The organism is Nitrosospira sp. NpAV, assembly GCF_000832065.1.
Taxonomy (GTDB): Bacteria; Pseudomonadota; Gammaproteobacteria; order Burkholderiales; family Nitrosomonadaceae; genus Nitrosospira.
The window spans coordinates 187,462-206,476 of sequence record NZ_JXQM01000021.1; the positions used below are offsets into that span (position 1 = coordinate 187,462).

Sequence of the window (19,015 nt, forward strand, 5' to 3'; positions counted from 1 at the left end):
ACCTGAGGTATCTTTATTCTGAGCAGAAACAGGAGCGAAGTCAGAGCCTATCAGGATCAGTAAACTACCTAAGCCTCTCAACATCACAAATCCATTACTGACTAATGGCGCGTATATGTCTACAATCGGCATTTACGTGGAGGAGCTTATATGAAACTGGTGCGTGCGCGAATTCAGGATTTCCGAAGTATTGATGATTCTGAGGAATTCAGTCTTGATGAGCATATCACCTGCTTCGTCGGGAAAAATGAATCGGGCAAGACCACCCTGTTAACGGCCCTCCACCGGCTCAATCCAATCTTCGATGATGCAAGATTTGACCGGCAAAAAGACTACCCGCGCCGCCATTTATCCGACTACGAAGAGCGCCATGAAGGCAAGGATGCGACCGTAGTCACGACCTGGTGGACCATCGAACCCGCCGAAAAGGAAAAAATCGCCGATACGTTCGGGGCTGGAGCGCTGGCAAGCGACGAGATTGCGGTGCAAAAAGACTATGGCAATCGGACCCGCTGGACAGTCAGTTTCGATGAAGCCGCCATCGTTCAACATCTCATCGATGCCAGCGGCTTTCATGAGGACGAGAAGGCGCAGATTGGCGTGGCCCGGACAGTCGCCGAGCTGAAGGCTAAAGCGGAATCGGTTCATGAAACATCACCGGGGCGGGCGCATTGCCTGCAGCAAATCGCTCGGCATTTTCCTCAAGACTCGGTTTCCCAGGGGATCGTGAACCTGCTGGATTTACCGAAATTCATGCTGTTCTCCCAGTATCAGCGGATGCAAGGGCAAGTCAGTCTTGAGCAGATTCGGCAGAGGGAATTGAGCAATACGCTCGAATCCGCCGACCAGGTGTTTATTGCGCTCTGCGAAATGGCTTCCACAACGGTCGAACAGGTCGCTTCCATTCAGGATTTCGAAAGCCTGGTGTCGCGCTTCGAGGGTGCCTCCAACAAGATTTCAACCGAAATGTTCCGCTACTGGAGCCAGAATAAATTCCTCAAGGTTATTTTTCGGCTCGACCATGCGCTGCCGGGCGACCCGCCCCCCTTCAGCAATGGCCGCATCTTCCGGACGCGCATTTTAAATAAACTTCATGACGTGACCGTCCCTTTCGACGATCGCAGTACGGGTTTCGTATGGTTTTTCTCGTTTCTTGCGTTGTTCTCACAAGTGAAAAAGCGGAGCGGGGCTAGAACCATTCTACTGCTGGACGAGCCGGGGCTGAGTTTGCATGGCAAGGCGCAGGGTGACTTGCTGCGATATTTCAGGGAGCGTCTGGCGCCTGATCATCAAGTTATCTACACGACGCATTCGCCCTTCATGGTGCCGTCCGATGATCTTTCCTCCGTACGCACGGTGGAGGACGTTGTCATTTATCATCAGGATGAAGCGCCGGAGGTACGAGGCACCAAGGTTGGCGGCGATGTGTTGAGTACGGACCCGGATACGCTGTTCCCCTTGCAGAATGCGCTGGCTTATGAGATTACCCAAGCCCTTTCCGCCGGTCAGCACACGCTGCTGGTGACCAGGCCTTCCGACCTGCTTTATCTGAGAGCGATGTCGGAAGTATTGCGCTCGCATAAGCGTACCCCGCTCGACCCGCGCTGGACTATCTGCCCGGCCGGAGGCGTGGAGAAGGTCAGTGCTTTCATGAGCCTCTTTGGCGGGAATCGATTGCAGGTGGCGGTACTGTCGGATTTGGCTTCAGCCCATGAAAAGGTTGAGGACCTCAGCCGCTGGAAGATTCTGCGTGACGGCCATATTTTCACGATTGGCGCCTACGCCGGCCAACAGGATGCTGACATTGAAGATATGCTCGGCGCGGGACTTTATGGGGAGATCGTGGGGGGGTGCTACGGCCTCAAGGGAAAACAAGCCGTCGCCGCCCTGCCAGCCGGTTCGCGCATTGTGAATCACACAATAGAACGTTTCCGCGCTCAGCCGGAAACGGTTCCGGGCACGGTTACGGAGTTCGACCGTTACGTGCCCGCCGTCTATTTCACCGAGCATCAATCCGATATCATCAAGAAACTGTTTGGAGCGGACTTAAAAGTAACCCTTGGCCGCTTTGAGCAATTATTCAGTGACTTGAATGCGTTATTACCCGAAACCGGGCAGGTTCTCTGATCTAGTGGTTTCTTACGCTCAACCTGTCGATTCGGTAGGAACTCTGGATTTCGTCATTCCAGGCTTGAGCCGGAATCAGCCCAAACCAGCAATGATGTGCTTCGAACGTCTCCGCCGGTATGACGTTTACGAGACCGGCCTCATATTCGGCATCGATCGAATTTTGCAATAGAACGGATTGCCGGGGGTGCTGGGCGTGGGGAGCACCCGATCTATCGAAAAAGTATGGAAGGGGGAAAAAACCGGATCGCCAATTCCTTTAGATCTACGTCCTGCTCAGCGCCATCTTCGAATTTGAATTTCCAAGTGCCTTGCGGATCATCCGGATTCGCCGGTGTGGGGTCATCCGCCAGATTTATGCCGCCTTTTCTCAGGATCGACCTCGCGCCTTTCGCGTCATTGCTTAACAGCAAGCTCAACGCGTCGGGAATACGCTTTTTCTTCGCTTCCCAGGCTTTGTTCATCCACGGCGCCATTTCCGTCAAGAGGCCGTGTTTTTTGTAGATGCCTGCCATTCGCGTAAGCTCATTCGGGTCATCCAGGAGATTGCCAGCCAACATGCGCGTGGCAATCACCTCATCCGCCGCCGGCGCGCGGGCGCGGTTTCCCGGAGCGTCGGATTCCTTTTGCAGGCTCATCAGGCCCGCACCCTGATTCGCCGAAACCGGGGGAATTTCCGATTGAAGCCCGTTCACGGAAAGCCGCCCGGTGGATCGCCGGGAAACGGCATCTGGTTCGAGCGGCGCATCCGGAACCACACCTGGCAGATCCGGTTCGGGTGTGCCGGGTGATTGTTGCCACATCGTTTTCTCCCAACCCGCGGCTATCTCATCATTGGCCGCTCTTAGCCGATCGCGCGTATCTTTTTGATAAGCGGCCTTATCCATTCTTGCCCCGTGAATTTCCGCCTCGCGCTCATCGGCTCTCGCCATCCGCGCCGCTCGTCTCTGCCTGAGCGCCATCTCCTGACCGCTGCGTGCGCCCTGCGCCAGCCCACCTGCAAATGCACCAAGGTTAAACATACTTTCCTCCATTCATGGTCGCGCTCATCGCTGCCGCACTGTTTCAGACTGGCACTCCAATCGTTCCAGCCCACTCGAAAATGCACCAAAACAAAACAACTATTTCCTGCGCAAGATCCATTCACTCCCTATCACCACTATTCAGATGAGGCCGGTAAGGAGTCCCTGCATAATCGGTAATGTCTCAGTTTGAATTTAGGTTTCAGGTGATGCCGTGCTTCCTTAAAAGCGCCTGCTCGTCGCCTGATACCCAGCCGAAGACCTTCGGCTCCCCATCCAACTTCTGAACGAAGTAGTGAACATCGAAATCTATCGCTACGTCCGATTGATTCTTGCGGGCATAGGTTGCCGTCCAAGCGACATGGGCCACGCAATGATGTTCGTCTATCGGGGAGAGGCGGACATCGCGTATTTGCATTTCTTTCGTTCCTATTGCCCGATAGTGCGCATAACCTTGCGCCATGACCTGCCTGAATTGATCATCGTTCTTTCCGGCCGTAACTCCGGCAGGTGTGGCGCCTATGAACTCGGAAGCATACAGCGATGCGACCTCATCCATGTCCATATCGCCGCCTAGGGATTGTTTGAAAAAGCCTTCGTATCGCTCGAACAGTTTCCTGACGCTGGTTTCCATCATTTCCTCTCCAAGCATAGCCAGTTTCAGATGGGTTTAATGAGATCATTCATCGCCTAACCCCCCAGACGACCGCAACGGATCGATAGCCGAAATTCAGACTGAGACACTACCCCGTAATCGGGATGTTTGGCGAAAGGGAAACTATTTGAGCTTCTTGAATTCGCTTGCCCGCATGAGCAGTTCCAGCGTGGTTTCGAGTTTGATCACGCGCTCCGTCAGGTTTTCAATCTTGTCCTGCTGGGTTTTGATCACCTCGCTTTGGCGAACAATCCTGTCCTCCAGCTTTATCATCGAGGTTAGCGCATCCCATACGCGATCCGTAACACCCATCAGATAGCCTCACTCATATTTCTGGATGCCTCGGCTTCCAATTCGGCTATCCGCTTATTGCTGGCTTCCACGAACGCCAGCACCTCATCGATGGACCCGGATGCCCGGTCTGCGGCGGCCTTGGCCTTATCGGCAAGAATGCCTAATTCTTCATCCGCCTCGGCGGATTCATATGCCGTGGCGCCGCGACGCATCAATTCCGCCACAGGAAGCCCCAGCTTCTTGGCCTTGAGCATGATCATTTTTTTTTCCTGGGGCGTGGCCTGAACCACAATTCTTTCAACCGCTGTCGCCATGATAAAACTCCTAGTCGTGAATAAGTTCAGCTTGTACATGTACAGTATATGTACATCAAGCGCTTGTCAATGATCATTTAACCTAAACCCGCTAGCTGGATGGGGTGAGGCGCACCACTCTGGGCGTACAGGGCAAGACGCAACGACGCGGAATGACCATGCCATTCCAAAGCGTTGCAAGCAATGCAGCCATGTGCCGGGTTTAACCCAGCGTTCATTGCGCTATACGCGGCATCGATCTGTGGCGTGTCTGAATGGGAGTCCGGATGACACCACTTGCTCATAACTTCTTCGTTATCGCAGCCGCGCGGCGAGACCCGTGTTTGGCATGTTGCGGCCGAATTTCACCACGCCTTCGCGCATTGCCATGCTTTGCAATTCCGTGTCGCGCCGCGCCTTGTTCATTGCGCCGGCGGTATCCTTGGCCAGCCCAAGGTTGATATCCTGGGTCAACGCCTGGAATCTGCCCGAGTCCGGGTTGATGCCCAGCCGCCCCATGGACCGCTGGTTCGATTCCAGCGCGCCCTGATAGCCGCGCGAGACATCCGCCGCTGCTTCTCCGGCCAGTTTTCCCTTGCGTTCGGGGGAATCGATTTCGCTGGCATCCCGGACCATGCGCGCTTCCAGCGGAGCGAAAAGATCGCGGTTGGACATGGCAGCCTGACCGATAAGCGGATCGGGTTTCGGCGGTTTTGAGCTACACATTTTCTACCTCCAGTATCTTGGTCAAGCCATTTTCCACATGACGGTAACCCAGAAGCCGAAAGAATCTTCCGGCCTTGTTCACGGTCTTCACCGAAATATTGATTTCGCTTACTCCGAGCAACCGCAGCGCGTCCTCGACATACCTCACAAAATGTTGCGCCACCCTGCCCTTGCGTGCCTCCGGCAATAGGTAAAGCGTGTCTTCCGTGGCAATAAGCGTTTGCGTATGCGCGCTTTTATCCAGGTACATGGCGCAATTGCCTGATAATCTACCGCCGCTTCTCACCGTAAAGAGAATATAGCGTCCGGCGCGCTCATAGCGAATGAATATCTCGTAATCCGGGTTGAAGGGTAATCCATGCCGATAAGCTTCCGTCTCATTCTAGTGCGCCCGGTGCAATGGTTTTATTTCATCGGCGACGGCTTCGATACTTTCGACGGAAAACGTAAAATCCTGGCAATCCTTCGGCTGAATTTTGCCAATCGCCTCAAGAGGAATGAGTGCCGGTATCTGGTCCGCGGCAAGACAGATGCCGGCGGCCAGCTCAGGCGTGAGAGGAAGTCCCATATTCGCCTTCAGGAATGCAAATAATTGATTATTGATCATCAGCCATCCAGTCTCGCAAGAATGTTTTCAACCGATCTACGCACCTCATTGGTGTATGCGTAAAGCGCCTCGCACTCAGCCTTTGTCGGAGTTGCCGAAAAAGTCAGCGTTTGGAACCTGGGAATTTCGATTGCATTGCCACGCCGCCCAATGATGATTTCCAGAAGGGTTTTGAGCCATTCCGGCGTTCCGGCGGGTATGCCGGGTTTCTTCATGCGCATCGTCCGGGCGAGACTGGCCCTCAGCGCCGCCTCCACCATAATGCCGTCGCTGATCGTTCCGCTACCCGAAAGATTGGTTTGCGCCGGATTCGCCCCGCTCAACATCTGGGTCCGGGCGATCTGACCGGTTCCCGATTGATTGGCCTGGGTCGATGGCGCGCCAACAAAATCGCCGCCAATACTTATCGCGCCAGCGCCGCAGGAATTGGTTTCCGTGGAATCCATGCAGGCGAGTGCATGGATTTGCGTTATTGCCATGGCGGTTGATGCGTTATTTTGCATCGATGCGGAAATACCCGATGCATGCGCCTGGCCTATCGCCGCCGCGCCGCTCGTATTGGCCTGGATCGATGCCACGCCGGCCAGATCATGGACCGCGCCCGACACGATGGCGTCCACGCTGCCCGAGTTGCCCTGTGTGGATGCGGCGCCTGCCAGGACGTGCGCCTGAGCGATGGCTGGTACATTCGTGGTATTGGTTTGGGCTGAGCCGGAACCGGTAAGATTCCATCCCCCGACAACCACCGTAAACGCGCCGATATTCCGGTGATGCCGGAGAATCATGCGTGGATGGTCTTGTGCCGCCGTGCCGGTCACGGCCGCCGGCGCGCCTAATTTATCAATTGCGCCGGAGCGCACCATCGGCAAATAGTGTTGCAGGGCTTCCGGCCTTATCTGGTCCGGGGAAATACCTTTTTGCAGTGCAAAAAATTCTTCATCGGTCAGGATGGCGTTCCACCATGCCACTTCGGCAAGGGACCCATCCCAGTTACGCGTTCCATCCGGGTTATTGCCGAAGTACCAGGTGTTCGATCCCGTCGGCCATGACGAATTGGATCCGGACTGCGTAAGTCCCGAACCGACGGTGAGCCTGGCTCCCGCCTGATAGATTATTGGATCATTGGCCGAAGATGATGTATCGGCAGATATTCCAATGGGTGTCCACACGCCCGCCGATGGGCGACCCCATAGCCAATTCGTCGCAGCGCCCGGACCGATGAAAAAACGGTAATTTGTGGCATCGTTGTTATTGCACAGGACAAAGGGAAGCGTCCCTTCACGCGCAAATATCCGCCCCAGGCTGCCGGCGCCCTCTCCATTGCGGTTCGTCCACACATGGAAACTGAATCCCGCCCCAATGCCTTCCGTCGGCCCGGTGATCTTGTCGGTAGAGGCCGCGCCCTTGGCCGCCCCAAAACCTATCGCCACGGATCAAGTCTCTTTAAGTTCGACAGCGATTAACTCCGCATCCCCTGCTGCTGTATCGTTCGCCACATCGCGTTTTATGCGCAGCCGGAACGCTTCGCCCGCGGCGATGCTATCCATGTTTGCGCCATTGGACACCGCAGCACTGAGTACAAGGATAACTCCGCTCGTTCCAGGCACGGTTGCCGCCGTTACCGCCTGATCCGCGGCAAACGAATCCGCATCCATGTCCATCGTCATGTCGGATAAGCGCTCAAATGCCATGAGCCACCCGAGCGTTCCGGCAATGGCGCCGCTCAGCGCCGCATGGATATAAACCGTTATGCCGCCTCCCGCGTAGTTTCGGGGAAGAATGCCTGTAAACAGGGCCGTTTCCGCCGTCACCGCATCGAAATCCAGCACCGGGTGATTATTCCGCGTGTCCAATGTTGCATAATTGCTCGCCGGAGGCTCATTGTCCGGCGGAAAGAACGCCAGCAGGGTATCTCCACTCGCCATCCCGTCACCCCTTATGCTGGCTGGTTGCTGGTGTAGGTCAAGGCCGGGAAATTGACCGTATTGCCGCTGGTCACGGCTTGATCCGAGGTTTCATCCGTCACCCACAGAACTTTGCCGACATTATCAGTGAAAGCAATATGCAGATCCGGCGCTGGGCCGGAGTTCGCGGATGCCGTGCCGCTCTTTGTTCCAACCGTACAGACACGCGGGTTATTGGCAGCGCCCGACAGGGTAAAGTCACCCGAAGCAAGGGTAACCGTGCAAATAGCGTTAGCCGTAACCGTGGCATAACTGTCACCCACAGTGTATGCCTTGAGCAGCAACATACGAATTGCATTATTCTTGATCGCGTTTAGCCCTCCGTCCAACACATCCGAATGCACCCATTTGGCCATTGAGAAACTCCCTTTGCATATGAACCCTGATAATCCATCAGGCGGCTCTCCAGGCCCACACAAATGCTGGTGTCCTGAGGAACTATCTGGTATGAACATAAAAAAGCCGCTGCAAGCGGCTCATGTTTTGAATCCAGTCCTGTTTTCGTCACGCTTGTTTCAACCCGGCCATGGTCTCTGCCAGCACGATCCCCGTCACCTTCACATTGCCGGATAACACAATTTCAACATTGTCCGCCTTGTAGCCCCCGGGGAGGCGGAAGGCGCGACTGTTCCCCACTTGATTGGTGAACTTCAGCGCACCATCAGCCCATAGCTGGAATTGCAGGGAATTGATAGTCAGCGGCGGGTTGGGCCGCATCTCATCGCCGCCTAGTTCATATTCCCCGAGGCAAGGATCAGCCAGGGCGTCGTTCATGGCATCAGCGGAAACAAGCGCCTGGTTCCCCGCGATCGCCGCGTCATAGGCGGATAAAGCTGCGCCGATTTCCGCTTCGGACATATCAAAATCGGCATCGACCTTCGCCGCGCCATAGTTGATCGGCGGCACGGTGATGAATTTCTTGCTTTTCCATTCGTAGGAAAGCTTGGTGCCTGCATTCCCCTCCCATTGGTAGATCTTCTTATCGGCGGCGACATAGAGCCTGCCTGTCTGCGGGTCAGCCCATATGGCAGTAATCCTCTGGTTTACTTTAACGAATGATGCGCTTTCGCCCTTGTCGATCACGAACATGAGAGAACTTTCGTCAACGGTATAACCGGCGTAATAGCGGTTATCGGCAGAGGCGGCGATGAATGTCTCGGGGTTGAGTTCCGCCCACTCTTTCTGCGTGAACAGATCCTTGGTTACAATATCATTGCCGGCGCCGATGATCACCATGCCTTGCGGCGCCGGGTAACCCACCCCGAACGCAAAGCTCGCCACACCGCGCTTCGCCATGCATGGCCAGGCAACGCCGAGCTTTTCCATGCCACCGCCCATGGTCACCGGTTCCACGCCGGTAATGGTGAAAGGACACCCCTTGGTCATTCCCACAAGTGTCGTCCCGGCAATTCCGATTGCTACAATATCCTGATCGTAGGTTTGCCGGTACGCTGCTGGCCAGGCATAAGGTTTGAACGGTTCGGAAAAATATACTTCATTTCCCGTAAAACCGGCTGCAATGCCGTTGGCCAGAACAACTATGCCCTTCATATCGGCAGGCGGCATGTTCCATGACGCGGACGGAAGTACTTCACCCAGTGCGGCACCAATGTCCGGGACCGTATCGTTGTAGGCGGTGGTAATTGCCCCGATGGTCACGATGTAATGGTACTCGGTACCGCTTGAAGTGGTCAGCGTACGATATATGCGCTTGCTCATGCCGAGGGTGTTGTGCGGAGCAACCCGCGTCCATGTTCCGGCGGCAGTGTAGGCCTGCATGGTTGACAGCGATACCACAATCTTTCTGGTCGCCGAATCCACGCTCACAAGGGTGAAGGTGCCATTGAGGTCCGTCATGCCGGCCACGGCTGCGAAGGTAACCGTTTCACCAGCGCGCAAACCGAACACTGAATCAAGCGTCACTTGCACATACCCGGCTGATGGCGTGTCCTTGATGGCTGCGGATATGTTGCCTGAGTTAGGCGGGGCAATATCCAGGTTTGACAGCATCCAGGCAGCGTCAGCTTTGCCGGTTGTGGCAATCGAGGCGGGAGACGGGGCGGATTCCTCGCCCCATTGCGTGACAAAGGTATAGACATAGGATCGGGTAACATCGGCCTCAACGCCTCCCGACGGAGTAACGGTGGGTTTGGTTACCGGCGGCGTCACTCCCAGCACATAGCACCCGGAAGGATAAGGCCCGATCCCGGCGGTGGCGGTCTCGTAATCCGATGTTCGCGGCTCGCCGTCGCCAGTGTAGTAGAAACGCTCGGAGATGTTCGCGGCAATGGGCGAACGCGCCACGTCCACGTCCTTGTCCCACGCCAGCCATTTTTCGTTGCCATCCCTTTCCATGTGGAACAGGGATTTTATGTCATTGCCGATGACGGGAGAAAACACATGCAGCGGGCCATTCCTTGGGCGCAAATCGCCGGATATCAGATTGCAGTTCGTTGCAACCTGCGCCTGGTTCGGCGCAAGCAACTGTTTTGCCAATCTCGGCACAAGCCCCGAGAAGCCGGCGATTCTGAATGCGGTCATTATCCTAAATCCGGCAACTGGGCGCAGTAAAATGCAATCCGCTTTGCAGAGGCGAACCCACCAATAGATAAAAATCAGGGGAAAAGAAATTTTTATGGATCATGGCGCCAGGCTGGAAGATGAACGAGAGAAGAACTGAGAAAATGAGCAGTCAACTACTGGATTCAGGATCCATGCCACCCAATGATGTGGGCGATTTTTTCCCTTCGCATATGGCTCGTTCCTCCGCCCGCCTTTTCACCAGCCCTGGCAATACCCTTCTGCCTGGCCCATATTTGAACGCCTCGATGCGTTGGCAGGCTTCCGCGTATTTCCCGGCATTGATCAGGTCGATCAGATTGGGCGGCTTCCCCGGTTTTGCCTTCTTGCAGAATGTGCCGACGCCAATGTTATAGGCGAGCGACACATATGCTTCATACTCATGCTGATACAGCGGCGCGGTAACGCACTTTTTAACCCCGGCCGCGTAGACGCCTTCGACTTCGTCGAGCAATCGCACCAGCGAGCGCGTGGGCGTGGTCCTGTCGCCCATCCTGACACCGGCGGTCGTTCCAAAGCCGATAGTAGGCACGTCGCCAGGTGCGGGAATATAGGCCTCCTCCTTGTAGTCTTCATGCAAGGCGATCCCGACAAGGGTCGAGGCCGCCAGCACCATTACCGCAATTGTGGAGCGGACTTGCGTGGGAGACGGATTAATCATCTGGCATGCTCCTGGAGGCAGTCAAGTTTCGCCTTTATGGTCGCCTTTAAATCCCCGGCGTCGAGATTCGCGCAGGGCGAGACATCGGATGCGGATGGCGCCACCGGCCTGGACTTCAGCTTGCGCCCCTCGGCCCGGGTCTCCGATGATTCGGGATTGGCCTCAGGATTTTTCCCGGGATTTTCCACTGGGGAGGTGGTCTGTTCAGCGCGTTCCTCTATGGGTGCAGGCGTGAATACGGTGCAGGATGCCAGAAGCAGGGGAGCGACGAGATACCTCATTGTTTTCTCCCCCGGGGCCACTGCTCGATGATTCGATCGAGCTTTTCGTTGAATTCCTTCATCGTTTCCCGCTGCTCGACTCTTATGGATCTGATCTCCTCGCTCAGGCGCTCATTGGTTCGCTCCTGATACAATTCTCCACGTTTCAAACTGGCGATATCATTCTGCACCGCGTTGTAAGTCGCCACACCCGATGCGAGCAGACTGGCTATCGCGATAAGTCCGCCGAAGGATAGCGTGGAAGTGGATGGGCCGCGCCGCCGCTCTGTTCGCTCTGTTTTGTGGTCGCTGTCGGAGTCCTGGTTCATCATGTCAGAACAGGCTCCACAGGACCACAATCACGATCGCCATGGCGGCGGCGAGCAAAATCGCACCCGTCCATTTCGAAGCCCGCAGCTTGTCGAGCAAGCTGTCCGCGCTCGCATCCACCATCGCATTCTGTCTGTCGATTTCTTCCTTGATACGCTTGCGCTGGAACTGAGTCATCATCAACCTCCAATAAAAAAAGGCCGCTAATGCGGCCTTATTGAACATCGCTTTGGAACGCTTACTTTCCAAATAAATAATTTTAAATCATATCGTTATTTAGAGCCTGGTCTACCGGAATCGCGATTGACGCGGCTTCCATCCCAGACGCCATTCATGGTGGAGGCGGCAGCAAGCGGCTGCGGCGCGGCAGCAGCCCACCGGTCGATAACCCATTGGAATTCCGCGATGCTGTCCAGAGGCGTGTTCGCCGCGTTGTCGTATTCGAGATGCCCGCTCGCCCCATTCCACTGTACCGCGCGGATCTCCGGTGGCAGCGCGGATAAGTCAACCGGCCGGAACAATCCATCCACTCCGGCAACGCCATCGTCGCGAATAATCGTCACTCGCATATCTTGCCCTCCCCTTGCAACAGCGTCTGTTGCGCCGCCTCGAACAATGCCTCTTGCGCCCATTGCGCCTGTGCGCCTTGTTTCACCATTTCATTGCGGAACGACTCGGTGGCAGCTACGCCCTTGCGTGATTCGTTGGCGGTATTGATCATCAGCGCGGGCATCCAGGCGATGGCGCAACCCCAGTTGCCGGTTTCCTGCCCCGTATTCATATCAACACCGCGAACCTGCACATACCAGGGACAGCGGTAGAGCACGGATTTTCCCGCTTCTACCTTGATTTCTTCGCACTTTGCCCCGAGCGGACAATCCGCAATCCGGGTCTCCATTAGTTTTTGCTCGCAAGAATCATGTCGATATATTGCACCGCGAGGTTAATCGCGGTGCCCGTGAATGCGTGATTGTGGGAGCCTCCGCCACCGGTGCCTCCATCGGTCAAGGGGTTTCCTTGTATGGAGCCGCCGCCCCCACCGCTAGGATTCGTACCTACGCCAGCGGTGTTATATACAGATAAAGCGTGCGTGTGCCATGGTATCTGCGCCATGGTCAGGGTCGTTGCACTGTTCGAACCCGTAACAGCCTGGGAAGCGAAGGCACTGGTAAAAGCCACCGATCCGCCCGATCCCGCCCCGGTTCCGCTCACGATCCGTATTGCCTTGTTATGATGCGTGGTGATCTGTGTCCAGCCAACCGGTGCCGCGGCCTGGAAAAACGACATGACGGTGCCGGACGGAATCAGTGTAGCCTCGGCTGCGCCAAGCGTCGCGCGCGCCGCCGCGGCATCCGCGCTACTCAGCAAGGCCCTGGCAAATGCGCTCAGGCTGGTGAGGGCGGCGGTGCCCGCACCGGAGAAATACGGCAGCGCGTCAGCGGATGACGCAAGCGCGCCAAGGGCGATGAGATTGGTATTGGATAACGATTCTTCCAGGGCCGCGCGAGTGATGCCCGCCACAAAATAATCGCCCGCCGCCCAGGTTCTGGCGACCGTGCCATCCAGCCCGCGCCCGCCCGTGGCGATGGCGAAGTTGTCCGTGCCACGGGCCTCGATCTTCACGATTTCCCGGTTGCCGGAGGCATCCTTGAAGATCCCATAGAAATAATCACCCGTACCGAGCACCGGAAAAAGAATTCCCTTGCCAGCTTCCACCGTGAAGCTCAGGCCAGCCGTTCCATCTGGGGCGGAACTGATTTTTGCCTTGCCGAAATTAGAGAACTTGAGTCCCATTTCACCCCCCTACTTTATCGGCCTATTTTCTGGCCATGATCGCGGTTCTCAGTGGAGCGCGCGTGTAGTTTCTGGCCACGCGCATTCCTGCTGCCGCTGTGGTGATGTCGAATTGCTGCTGATGATAGGCGGCTAGTTGCGCGTGCGTGTAGGGTTTTTTAGGCAAGAGCAGCAGTTGTGCCAAGGCCCCGTGCATAACCGGTTCCCAAAACTCACTGAACAGCGCGTCGTCGATTCCCGTGCTGTTTGCGGACGGCTTCAGCGCGACCGTCATTGTCAATACTCCGGCCGCATCGGGGATCGGCGCCAGCGTGGCTGCCGTTGCTCCGCCCAGAACATAGAGCGGCATGCCTGAGCAGCTGGCCCAATTCTGGATGGGTATGCCGGATTCTCCCACATGGGATTCGATTTCCTCTCCGTTTAGCGCCGCACGCGTAATGCAATGCACCGCGGCTCCCGCCGGGGGCACGAAGGCATACTCCGCCGTTCCGGCCATCACCGGTACCTCGGGATGATGAAACCGCCAGGCCAGCGATTGCTCGCAAAACACAATGGCTGATTGACGCAAGGCATTATCCACCATTGTGAACGGGCAGCCGGGCAGCGCAGGCATGACCAGGTCGTAAAAATCACTCCACAGCTTCATATTGCTGCGTCGGCAGCAAAGAGCTGCATGAAAAGAGCGGCACGCCCGGCGTTGACATACTCGTCGTCAGTCATTTCGGCTCTTGCCGTAACATAATCCGCTACCGTTTGCACATACTCGGCGGGGAGCGGGAAGATATCGGCGAGCAAGTTATCGCCATGGGGCAGATTGCCGAATTGGCCCATGAACAGGTCGGGGCGACGCTTGAAGATTTGCAGCATTGCCTGACTTGCGAAGGTCAATAGCGTCGCATCCGAATACCGGTCCTTGCCTGTATCATTAAGTGGAATTCGCGCGAGATCGACGGCTGACTGATAGGTAAAGGCCATCATTCACCTCCCTCAGCCCATTCAACCTGATGATGCCGGGCAAACAGGTCAATGAGCTTGTGCCGGATCACATTTTCATTCTGGCGCTGGTCCAATCGTTCGTTGTAATGGCGCGAGGCATATTCGACCATGGTTTTCTTGTCCATGGCATGGAAATCGACGACTGGCAGCGGTTCCTCCATCGCTTTCTCCTCCCGCGCCAGCCCGACGGGTTCATCCGCCGGGGGTGTTTGCGGCGCTTGTGGCTCCTGCTCTTTTTCCTGGGCCCAGGTATCGGAATATGCCAGAAGCCTCTCTGCGACCTCTGCCGTTACGTTCCTGACTTGTCCAGGCTCCCAGCGCAAACCAATGTTATTGATGCTGTCGGTTTTAATGCAGGTGCTCAAGTATTTCACTCGCGGCATATCAATTCCTTTTCTGGGATTTCATCGTTCTTGGCAGACTGCTAGATTTCCACGGTGGTGCGCGTTGCCAGCGCTCTCGCTCCAGTGGGCCTGCCCGTGAGCGATCTCGATCTGATATTCCTGATATATTTTGCATTCCTGTCGCGGCACAGCGAATAAGGGCCGGGTGGATAGGCCTGCTTGAGGCCCTGTACATATGTCGATAGTTCCGTAATTCCAGGAGGAAAATTGCCGGGCGCGTAGATGCCTTCCGCCCACCAGCAACCTGCCGTGGCGCCCGGATAGATGGTGGGGCCAACGAATCGGTACATTAGTCTGTCATCGAGATAAAGAGCGAAAAGCCCATCCTCTATCGACCATACGGCCTGGCAGACGACGTCGTGCCATACCAGCGCATCCACCGGCCAGCGCGCGACAATCTCATAATCGCCCGCCGCGTCGCTTTGATTCCATTTACGCAGACACACACCGAATTCATTGATGGCAACGGTCCATTTGGGATGTGTGGTGTTGTCAGTGTTCCGAGGATGAAACTGTTGGATATTGATCGAATAATCGGTGACCTTGGGTACCGAGGCTTCAAGTAAATGATGTTTCTCAAGCCACTCCGGCGCAAGCATGTAGCTCCCCCAGTAAAAACCACCGCCGGTTTTGAAAGCATATTCCGAGATGAATCTATCGCGGACTATTTCGGTGCGATGAGAACCACTCACTATGCCGTCGTTTATATTCCTTACAATCCTGACCACCTGCCCGCGCTGATTTACCGGATCGTCAACCATGCTGATACGCGCAGGTTCCCATCTTTTGAGCACATATTTGTTCGTATCGTTTAAATCGCTCGCGGATGCGATACGCGTCACGTTAGGATTAAGCGCCATTACACTGCGGGCCAGTAAAGTACGCTGACACTGCCTGTGGCGCCGGTGGCGTAGTTAAGAAATAAACCGTTGCTGCATGAAATGCCAACCGGGAAGATATATTCGCCCGCTATTTTGCCGGGAGGCAATGTTGCGACCGTCGCTCCGGAACCTGCCGTGATGCCGTTCTCGATGGTAATGGCTGCCGTGGCGGTTGCGGCATGGACGATGTATCCATAAAGAATACAGGCGCCATTGTTGATTAACGAGTCGACACTCTTGGGGCCGGATGCGACACAGAGTGCGCCGCCAAAAGTGCGGTCGAATACCGCGTCCTCTCCAGGATGTTCAGCCATGTCGGCGACGTTCAATTCACCGGAGGCTTGATATGAATTTGAATCAAGAACCGGGTAGAAGTAGATGAACGAATCCGTGTATGCGGTAAGCAAGCCTCCCATCTCTAGAGAAACTTCCCTGATCTGGCCAGGCTCCCAACTTACCTGGGAACCCGGCACCGAGTCCACTTTGGTAACGGTTCCTATGTACTTTACTAAGGGCATTTCGCCTCCTAAAAGTAAAGCGGCCATCCTTCCGGAGAGGCCGCTTATTCTGATTTATTCGAGTTGATGCTTATCTGACGCCGACTCCGTCGCCCTTGACGATTGCGGTAACTTTACCGGAAGTGAATGTGGCAGCCGTTGCGGTGAGGGTAATGGTCAGGAATACCGGTTTTTCGAATTTGATGGGCTGGAACGCCAGGGAAGTGCGGCCAGCGGTGCTGAGAAAGGTTTTTCCCGCCGCGGCAAAATAATCATCGATAGCGGGAGGATTATCCGCCGCGCTCAGCGGGGCATAACCCACCTTGCAGGCAATGGCCGGCGCGCCGCCGGAATCCAGATCATCGTTGACGATGTCGATATCGGTAACGTTCAGGCCCGCCGGGATTATGACGGGGAAATAAATATCCCCGGAGACCCCCCCAGTCGGCGCGACTGTGCCGATAACGACGACGGCATTGCCATATCCGCCCATGTGACGCGATTTACTGAACAAATCCGGTGCATTGAAAGTAGCCATGGTAAAAACTCCTTGAGGATGAATGAGTGGGAGGCGGAGCATTAAAGACTCCGCCTGTGCTCCAGGGATTAGAGGGAAATGACGGAATCGACCGCAATCACGCCAAAGTCGGTCGGTATCTTCGCGCCGGTACCGTCATTGATCGACAGGCGCACTTTGCCCTTGCCGCATACCCGCTCCCCCATGACCTCCAGATTGCTCTCAAAGTTGTACCAATGTTCCTTCCAGCCGAACTGCATGCCGCTGACTCCTGTTTTGCCGTAAGCCACTCCCAGTGCCTGCGCACCCAGCAAAAGGCCGCGCTCGACGGCATAACCGGCGCTCAGCGAGGGGTTGATGGCCTGGTCGGTTTCCACCGCGGTTGCCGCATTGACGGCGGTGACAATTTTTGTGCTTTCGCCCGTTAGAAAGCGAATGGCGCGCTCGTTTTTTATCACCAAAATACCGTTCCACATGCCGGCTTCGCCAGCGAATAACGGATGACGGGTATCCAGATAGGCGGCACGGTTCACGGCGTTCTGCTGGAATGCCCGCAGCGAGCCTTCGGTCAATAATATGGAATATTGGTTAGGCGTGGCGAGAAACACCCACATCTTCGACGTCTGCGCCGCCCGGTCGCCGGCAAGCTTCACCGACTGCAGGGGCTGATCCATGTCGTCCAATCGCTTGCGCAGATTGTCAAGATGCATCAGCTTGAGTTGATCGGTGGAAACAATGGAACCCAATTGCTGTCCGCCAGCGGTGAGGTTGGCGCCGTTGACCACGAAATGCCGGTTATAGGTCGGCGCCTTGACCGGGTTGATCATGACCGAAGCAAAATTGGCGCTGCTCTGGAGCGGTATCGTCCAATCCGTGCCGGTCTGCGACCCGCGCGCACCCGCCAGATGCACCAGTGACTCCTGCGTATCGAGGCGCGGAAAATACCCGGACAACTGGGCCAGTGCAATCTCGCGCAGGTTATGCTTAGTGCGCTGCTGCGACATGCTGCCGCCTGCATCAATCACCTTGCTGGCCAGATCGATCTTGATATCCATCGAAGAAAACGACAGTGTGTCGCCCTTGCCTTCGCGATTAATATCCCCCATCAACGGTTCTCCGCTGACGGTATCGACCAGATCGAGCGTAACGATATCCCCCGCATTTTTCATCAGGTTGTCGATCCTGACGATCGGCATGCCCGGTTGCGTCTGTCCGGCGATCTTTTCCATCGCGGCGGATGGTTCCACCGGACCAGCCAGATTTTCCATCGCCGATGCGCCTTTCAGCGTATTGGCAAAGAGCGCGGCGCTATAGTGTTTCACTGCAATCGAGCTGCCGCTTGCTACGTTGGTTTCAGCCATTTCATGGGTCCTTAATCAAGTTCGGATCTCAAGGCTGCCGCCTGTTGCGAGGGCATTTTCATCAATCGCCTGGTCAATTCATGCGGACTCAGGTTCTCGAGTTGCTCACGCTCGGAAGCGGGGTTTGCACCCCCTTGGATATCCGATAGGGTTGTGGGTTTTTTGGCCGGAGCGCTCTCAAGCCTTGCTTTCGCTTCGGCTCTTGTTTGCTCGGGATTAGCTTGTTTTTCTGGCAATGAAGCTTCTGGCATAATCGCCCTGACACGCCGGACAACTTCCTCGAATCTTTCGGAATAGGGCCTTGCAGTCCACTTGCTGCTGGTTCTCAGAATTTCATCCTGCTTGATGGCTTCATCCCACGCTTGCGGATCATTGCTTTCCCAGTGCACCAGGTCAGAGTTATTGTCTTTGGCTTCGACTACCTGCTCTTCAACGCGGAGTTGTCTCGCACGATCGGATTCCTCCTTTTCGCGCTTCAGTTCCTCAAGCGTTTTTTCGAGCTTTTCGCCTTGCCTGCGGCTTCCCTCAAGAACAGCACTAACCACCTGGTAGAGCTCGGGCATGTCTTCCTTGATACGCTCCAGATGCGCGTCGATGGCTTTATCCGCCAAGGTAATGCTGGCACCCGTTGCGTTCTCTTTTTTTTGCAGAAGCGCTTCCAGTTTTTCAGCCGCTTTAGTGTTTTCCAGTTTGGCAGCCTGTAACTGTTCGCGTAGCGCCGAGTTCTCCACCCGCAGTTCCTTGTGTTTCTCGTAAGGGATAACTCCTTTGCCGCTCTTGTTCAGAACGACCGGCTGATCTTCCTCCGCGGCCGATGCGGCGCCATTGTCCGGGTCATTGAGCGCGTCATGTTTCCCTTCCTGTTCGCGTTCGTCTTTTTCCCCGGTTTTTTCCTCTTCCTTCTGATTGCCCAGAATCTCTGACAGACGGTTCGGGTCATTCTCCAGCATCTCGATCTGTTCCGGCGTCAGGTTTACTATTTGTTCATCCGTAAGCTGATTTACTTCCATTGCCGTTTTTCTCCTACTGCTTGACCCAGTGAGCGG

Annotated in this window: 27 protein-coding genes; 1 reads left to right on the forward strand and 26 read right to left on the reverse strand. The window is 55.6% G+C overall.

The features are described from left to right. The first annotated feature begins 150 nt into the window (after nt 1-150). Entirely contained in the window at nt 151-2,127 is a 1,977-nt protein-coding gene (locus SQ11_RS13535; RefSeq protein WP_041514678.1) for an ATP-dependent endonuclease, read from the forward strand. 212 nt (nt 2,128-2,339) lie between these two features. On the opposite strand, the gene SQ11_RS13540 is transcribed toward SQ11_RS13535, so the two are convergent. From SQ11_RS13540 to SQ11_RS13665, 26 genes are all read right to left on the reverse strand, one after another. Beyond that, nucleotides 2,340-3,149 (reverse strand): hypothetical protein, encoded by an 810-nt coding sequence (locus SQ11_RS13540; protein ID WP_041514679.1) that lies wholly within the window; start codon nt 3,147-3,149, stop codon nt 2,340-2,342. A gap of 202 nt (nt 3,150-3,351) precedes the next feature. Beyond that, entirely contained in the window at nt 3,352-3,786 is a 435-nt protein-coding gene (locus SQ11_RS13545) for a nuclear transport factor 2 family protein (protein ID WP_198140884.1), read from the reverse strand. A 141-nt stretch (nt 3,787-3,927) separates the two neighbouring features. Further along, nucleotides 3,928-4,116, reverse strand: coding sequence for a hypothetical protein (locus SQ11_RS13550; protein ID WP_041514680.1), 189 nt, complete (start codon nt 4,114-4,116; stop codon nt 3,928-3,930). Beyond that, nucleotides 4,116-4,412: a hypothetical protein gene (locus SQ11_RS13555; RefSeq protein WP_041514681.1), complete on the reverse strand. Its 297-nt coding sequence runs from the start codon at nt 4,410-4,412 to the stop codon at nt 4,116-4,118. The genes SQ11_RS13550 and SQ11_RS13555 overlap by 1 nt, the downstream gene beginning before the upstream one ends. A 294-nt stretch (nt 4,413-4,706) precedes the next feature. Further along, nucleotides 4,707-5,117, reverse strand: coding sequence for a hypothetical protein (locus SQ11_RS13560; RefSeq protein WP_041514682.1), 411 nt, complete (start codon nt 5,115-5,117; stop codon nt 4,707-4,709). Next, nucleotides 5,110-5,448 (reverse strand): hypothetical protein, encoded by a 339-nt coding sequence (locus tag SQ11_RS13565; RefSeq protein ID WP_306463979.1) that lies wholly within the window; start codon nt 5,446-5,448, stop codon nt 5,110-5,112. The genes SQ11_RS13560 and SQ11_RS13565 overlap by 8 nt, the downstream gene beginning before the upstream one ends. 51 nt (nt 5,449-5,499) lie before the next feature. After that, nucleotides 5,500-5,724 (reverse strand): hypothetical protein, encoded by a 225-nt coding sequence (locus tag SQ11_RS13570; protein ID WP_041514684.1) that lies wholly within the window; start codon nt 5,722-5,724, stop codon nt 5,500-5,502. Next, a complete protein-coding gene (locus SQ11_RS13575) occupies nt 5,724-7,154 on the reverse strand; it encodes a LamG-like jellyroll fold domain-containing protein (protein WP_041514685.1) in 1,431 nt (476 codons plus the stop codon). The genes SQ11_RS13570 and SQ11_RS13575 overlap by 1 nt, the downstream gene beginning before the upstream one ends. Before the next feature lie 3 nt (nt 7,155-7,157). Next, nucleotides 7,158-7,649: a hypothetical protein gene (locus SQ11_RS13580; RefSeq protein WP_041514686.1), complete on the reverse strand. Its 492-nt coding sequence runs from the start codon at nt 7,647-7,649 to the stop codon at nt 7,158-7,160. 11 nt (nt 7,650-7,660) lie between these two features. After that, nucleotides 7,661-8,044, reverse strand: coding sequence for a hypothetical protein (locus SQ11_RS13585; protein WP_041514687.1), 384 nt, complete (start codon nt 8,042-8,044; stop codon nt 7,661-7,663). 148 nt (nt 8,045-8,192) lie between these two features. Next, nucleotides 8,193-10,229, reverse strand: coding sequence for a hypothetical protein (locus tag SQ11_RS13590; RefSeq protein ID WP_041514688.1), 2,037 nt, complete (start codon nt 10,227-10,229; stop codon nt 8,193-8,195). 151 nt (nt 10,230-10,380) lie between these two features. Further along, nucleotides 10,381-10,929: a lysozyme gene (locus tag SQ11_RS13595; RefSeq protein WP_052494258.1), complete on the reverse strand. Its 549-nt coding sequence runs from the start codon at nt 10,927-10,929 to the stop codon at nt 10,381-10,383. Continuing rightward, on the reverse strand, nt 10,926-11,210 hold the full coding sequence (locus SQ11_RS13600) for a hypothetical protein (RefSeq protein WP_041514689.1): 285 nt from the start codon (nt 11,208-11,210) through the stop codon (nt 10,926-10,928). The genes SQ11_RS13595 and SQ11_RS13600 overlap by 4 nt, the downstream gene beginning before the upstream one ends. Next, nucleotides 11,207-11,521: a hypothetical protein gene (locus SQ11_RS13605; RefSeq protein WP_041514690.1), complete on the reverse strand. Its 315-nt coding sequence runs from the start codon at nt 11,519-11,521 to the stop codon at nt 11,207-11,209. The genes SQ11_RS13600 and SQ11_RS13605 overlap by 4 nt, the downstream gene beginning before the upstream one ends. Nucleotide 11,522: 1 nt before the next feature. Further along, nucleotides 11,523-11,699 (reverse strand): hypothetical protein, encoded by a 177-nt coding sequence (locus SQ11_RS13610; RefSeq protein ID WP_156972511.1) that lies wholly within the window; start codon nt 11,697-11,699, stop codon nt 11,523-11,525. Between the two features lie 92 nt (nt 11,700-11,791). After that, on the reverse strand, nt 11,792-12,088 hold the full coding sequence (locus tag SQ11_RS13615) for a hypothetical protein (protein ID WP_052494259.1): 297 nt from the start codon (nt 12,086-12,088) through the stop codon (nt 11,792-11,794). Then, entirely contained in the window at nt 12,079-12,417 is a 339-nt protein-coding gene (locus SQ11_RS13620; RefSeq protein ID WP_052494260.1) for a hypothetical protein, read from the reverse strand. Before SQ11_RS13620 ends, SQ11_RS13615 begins: the two co-directional genes overlap by 10 nt. Continuing rightward, nucleotides 12,417-13,313 (reverse strand): hypothetical protein, encoded by an 897-nt coding sequence (locus SQ11_RS13625; protein WP_041514692.1) that lies wholly within the window; start codon nt 13,311-13,313, stop codon nt 12,417-12,419. Before SQ11_RS13625 ends, SQ11_RS13620 begins: the two co-directional genes overlap by 1 nt. Nucleotides 13,314-13,335: 22 nt before the next feature. Next, complete coding sequence (locus SQ11_RS13630) at nt 13,336-13,959, reverse strand: hypothetical protein (RefSeq protein ID WP_041514693.1); 624 nt, start codon at nt 13,957-13,959, stop codon at nt 13,336-13,338. Beyond that, nucleotides 13,956-14,291, reverse strand: coding sequence for a hypothetical protein (locus tag SQ11_RS13635; protein WP_232298010.1), 336 nt, complete (start codon nt 14,289-14,291; stop codon nt 13,956-13,958). The genes SQ11_RS13630 and SQ11_RS13635 overlap by 4 nt, the downstream gene beginning before the upstream one ends. Continuing rightward, the gene (locus SQ11_RS13640; RefSeq protein WP_041514695.1) at nt 14,288-14,692 is read right to left on the reverse strand and encodes a hypothetical protein; all 405 of its coding nucleotides are present in this window, start codon (nt 14,690-14,692) and stop codon (nt 14,288-14,290) included. The genes SQ11_RS13635 and SQ11_RS13640 overlap by 4 nt, the downstream gene beginning before the upstream one ends. A 41-nt stretch (nt 14,693-14,733) precedes the next feature. Next, entirely contained in the window at nt 14,734-15,573 is an 840-nt protein-coding gene (locus tag SQ11_RS13645) for a heparin lyase I family protein (RefSeq protein ID WP_041514696.1), read from the reverse strand. After that, nucleotides 15,573-16,112 carry a hypothetical protein gene (locus SQ11_RS13650; RefSeq protein WP_156972512.1) on the reverse strand — a complete coding sequence of 180 codons (540 nt, stop codon included), beginning with the start codon at nt 16,110-16,112 and terminating at the stop codon, nt 15,573-15,575. The genes SQ11_RS13645 and SQ11_RS13650 overlap by 1 nt, the downstream gene beginning before the upstream one ends. A 70-nt stretch (nt 16,113-16,182) precedes the next feature. Further along, on the reverse strand, nt 16,183-16,629 hold the full coding sequence (locus SQ11_RS13655; RefSeq protein ID WP_041514698.1) for a hypothetical protein: 447 nt from the start codon (nt 16,627-16,629) through the stop codon (nt 16,183-16,185). Between the two features lie 68 nt (nt 16,630-16,697). Beyond that, nucleotides 16,698-17,969: a DUF4043 family protein gene (locus SQ11_RS13660; protein WP_041514699.1), complete on the reverse strand. Its 1,272-nt coding sequence runs from the start codon at nt 17,967-17,969 to the stop codon at nt 16,698-16,700. Between the two features lie 11 nt (nt 17,970-17,980). Next, on the reverse strand, nt 17,981-18,979 hold the full coding sequence (locus SQ11_RS13665) for a hypothetical protein (RefSeq protein ID WP_041514700.1): 999 nt from the start codon (nt 18,977-18,979) through the stop codon (nt 17,981-17,983). Between the last annotated feature and the right edge of the window lie 36 nt (nt 18,980-19,015).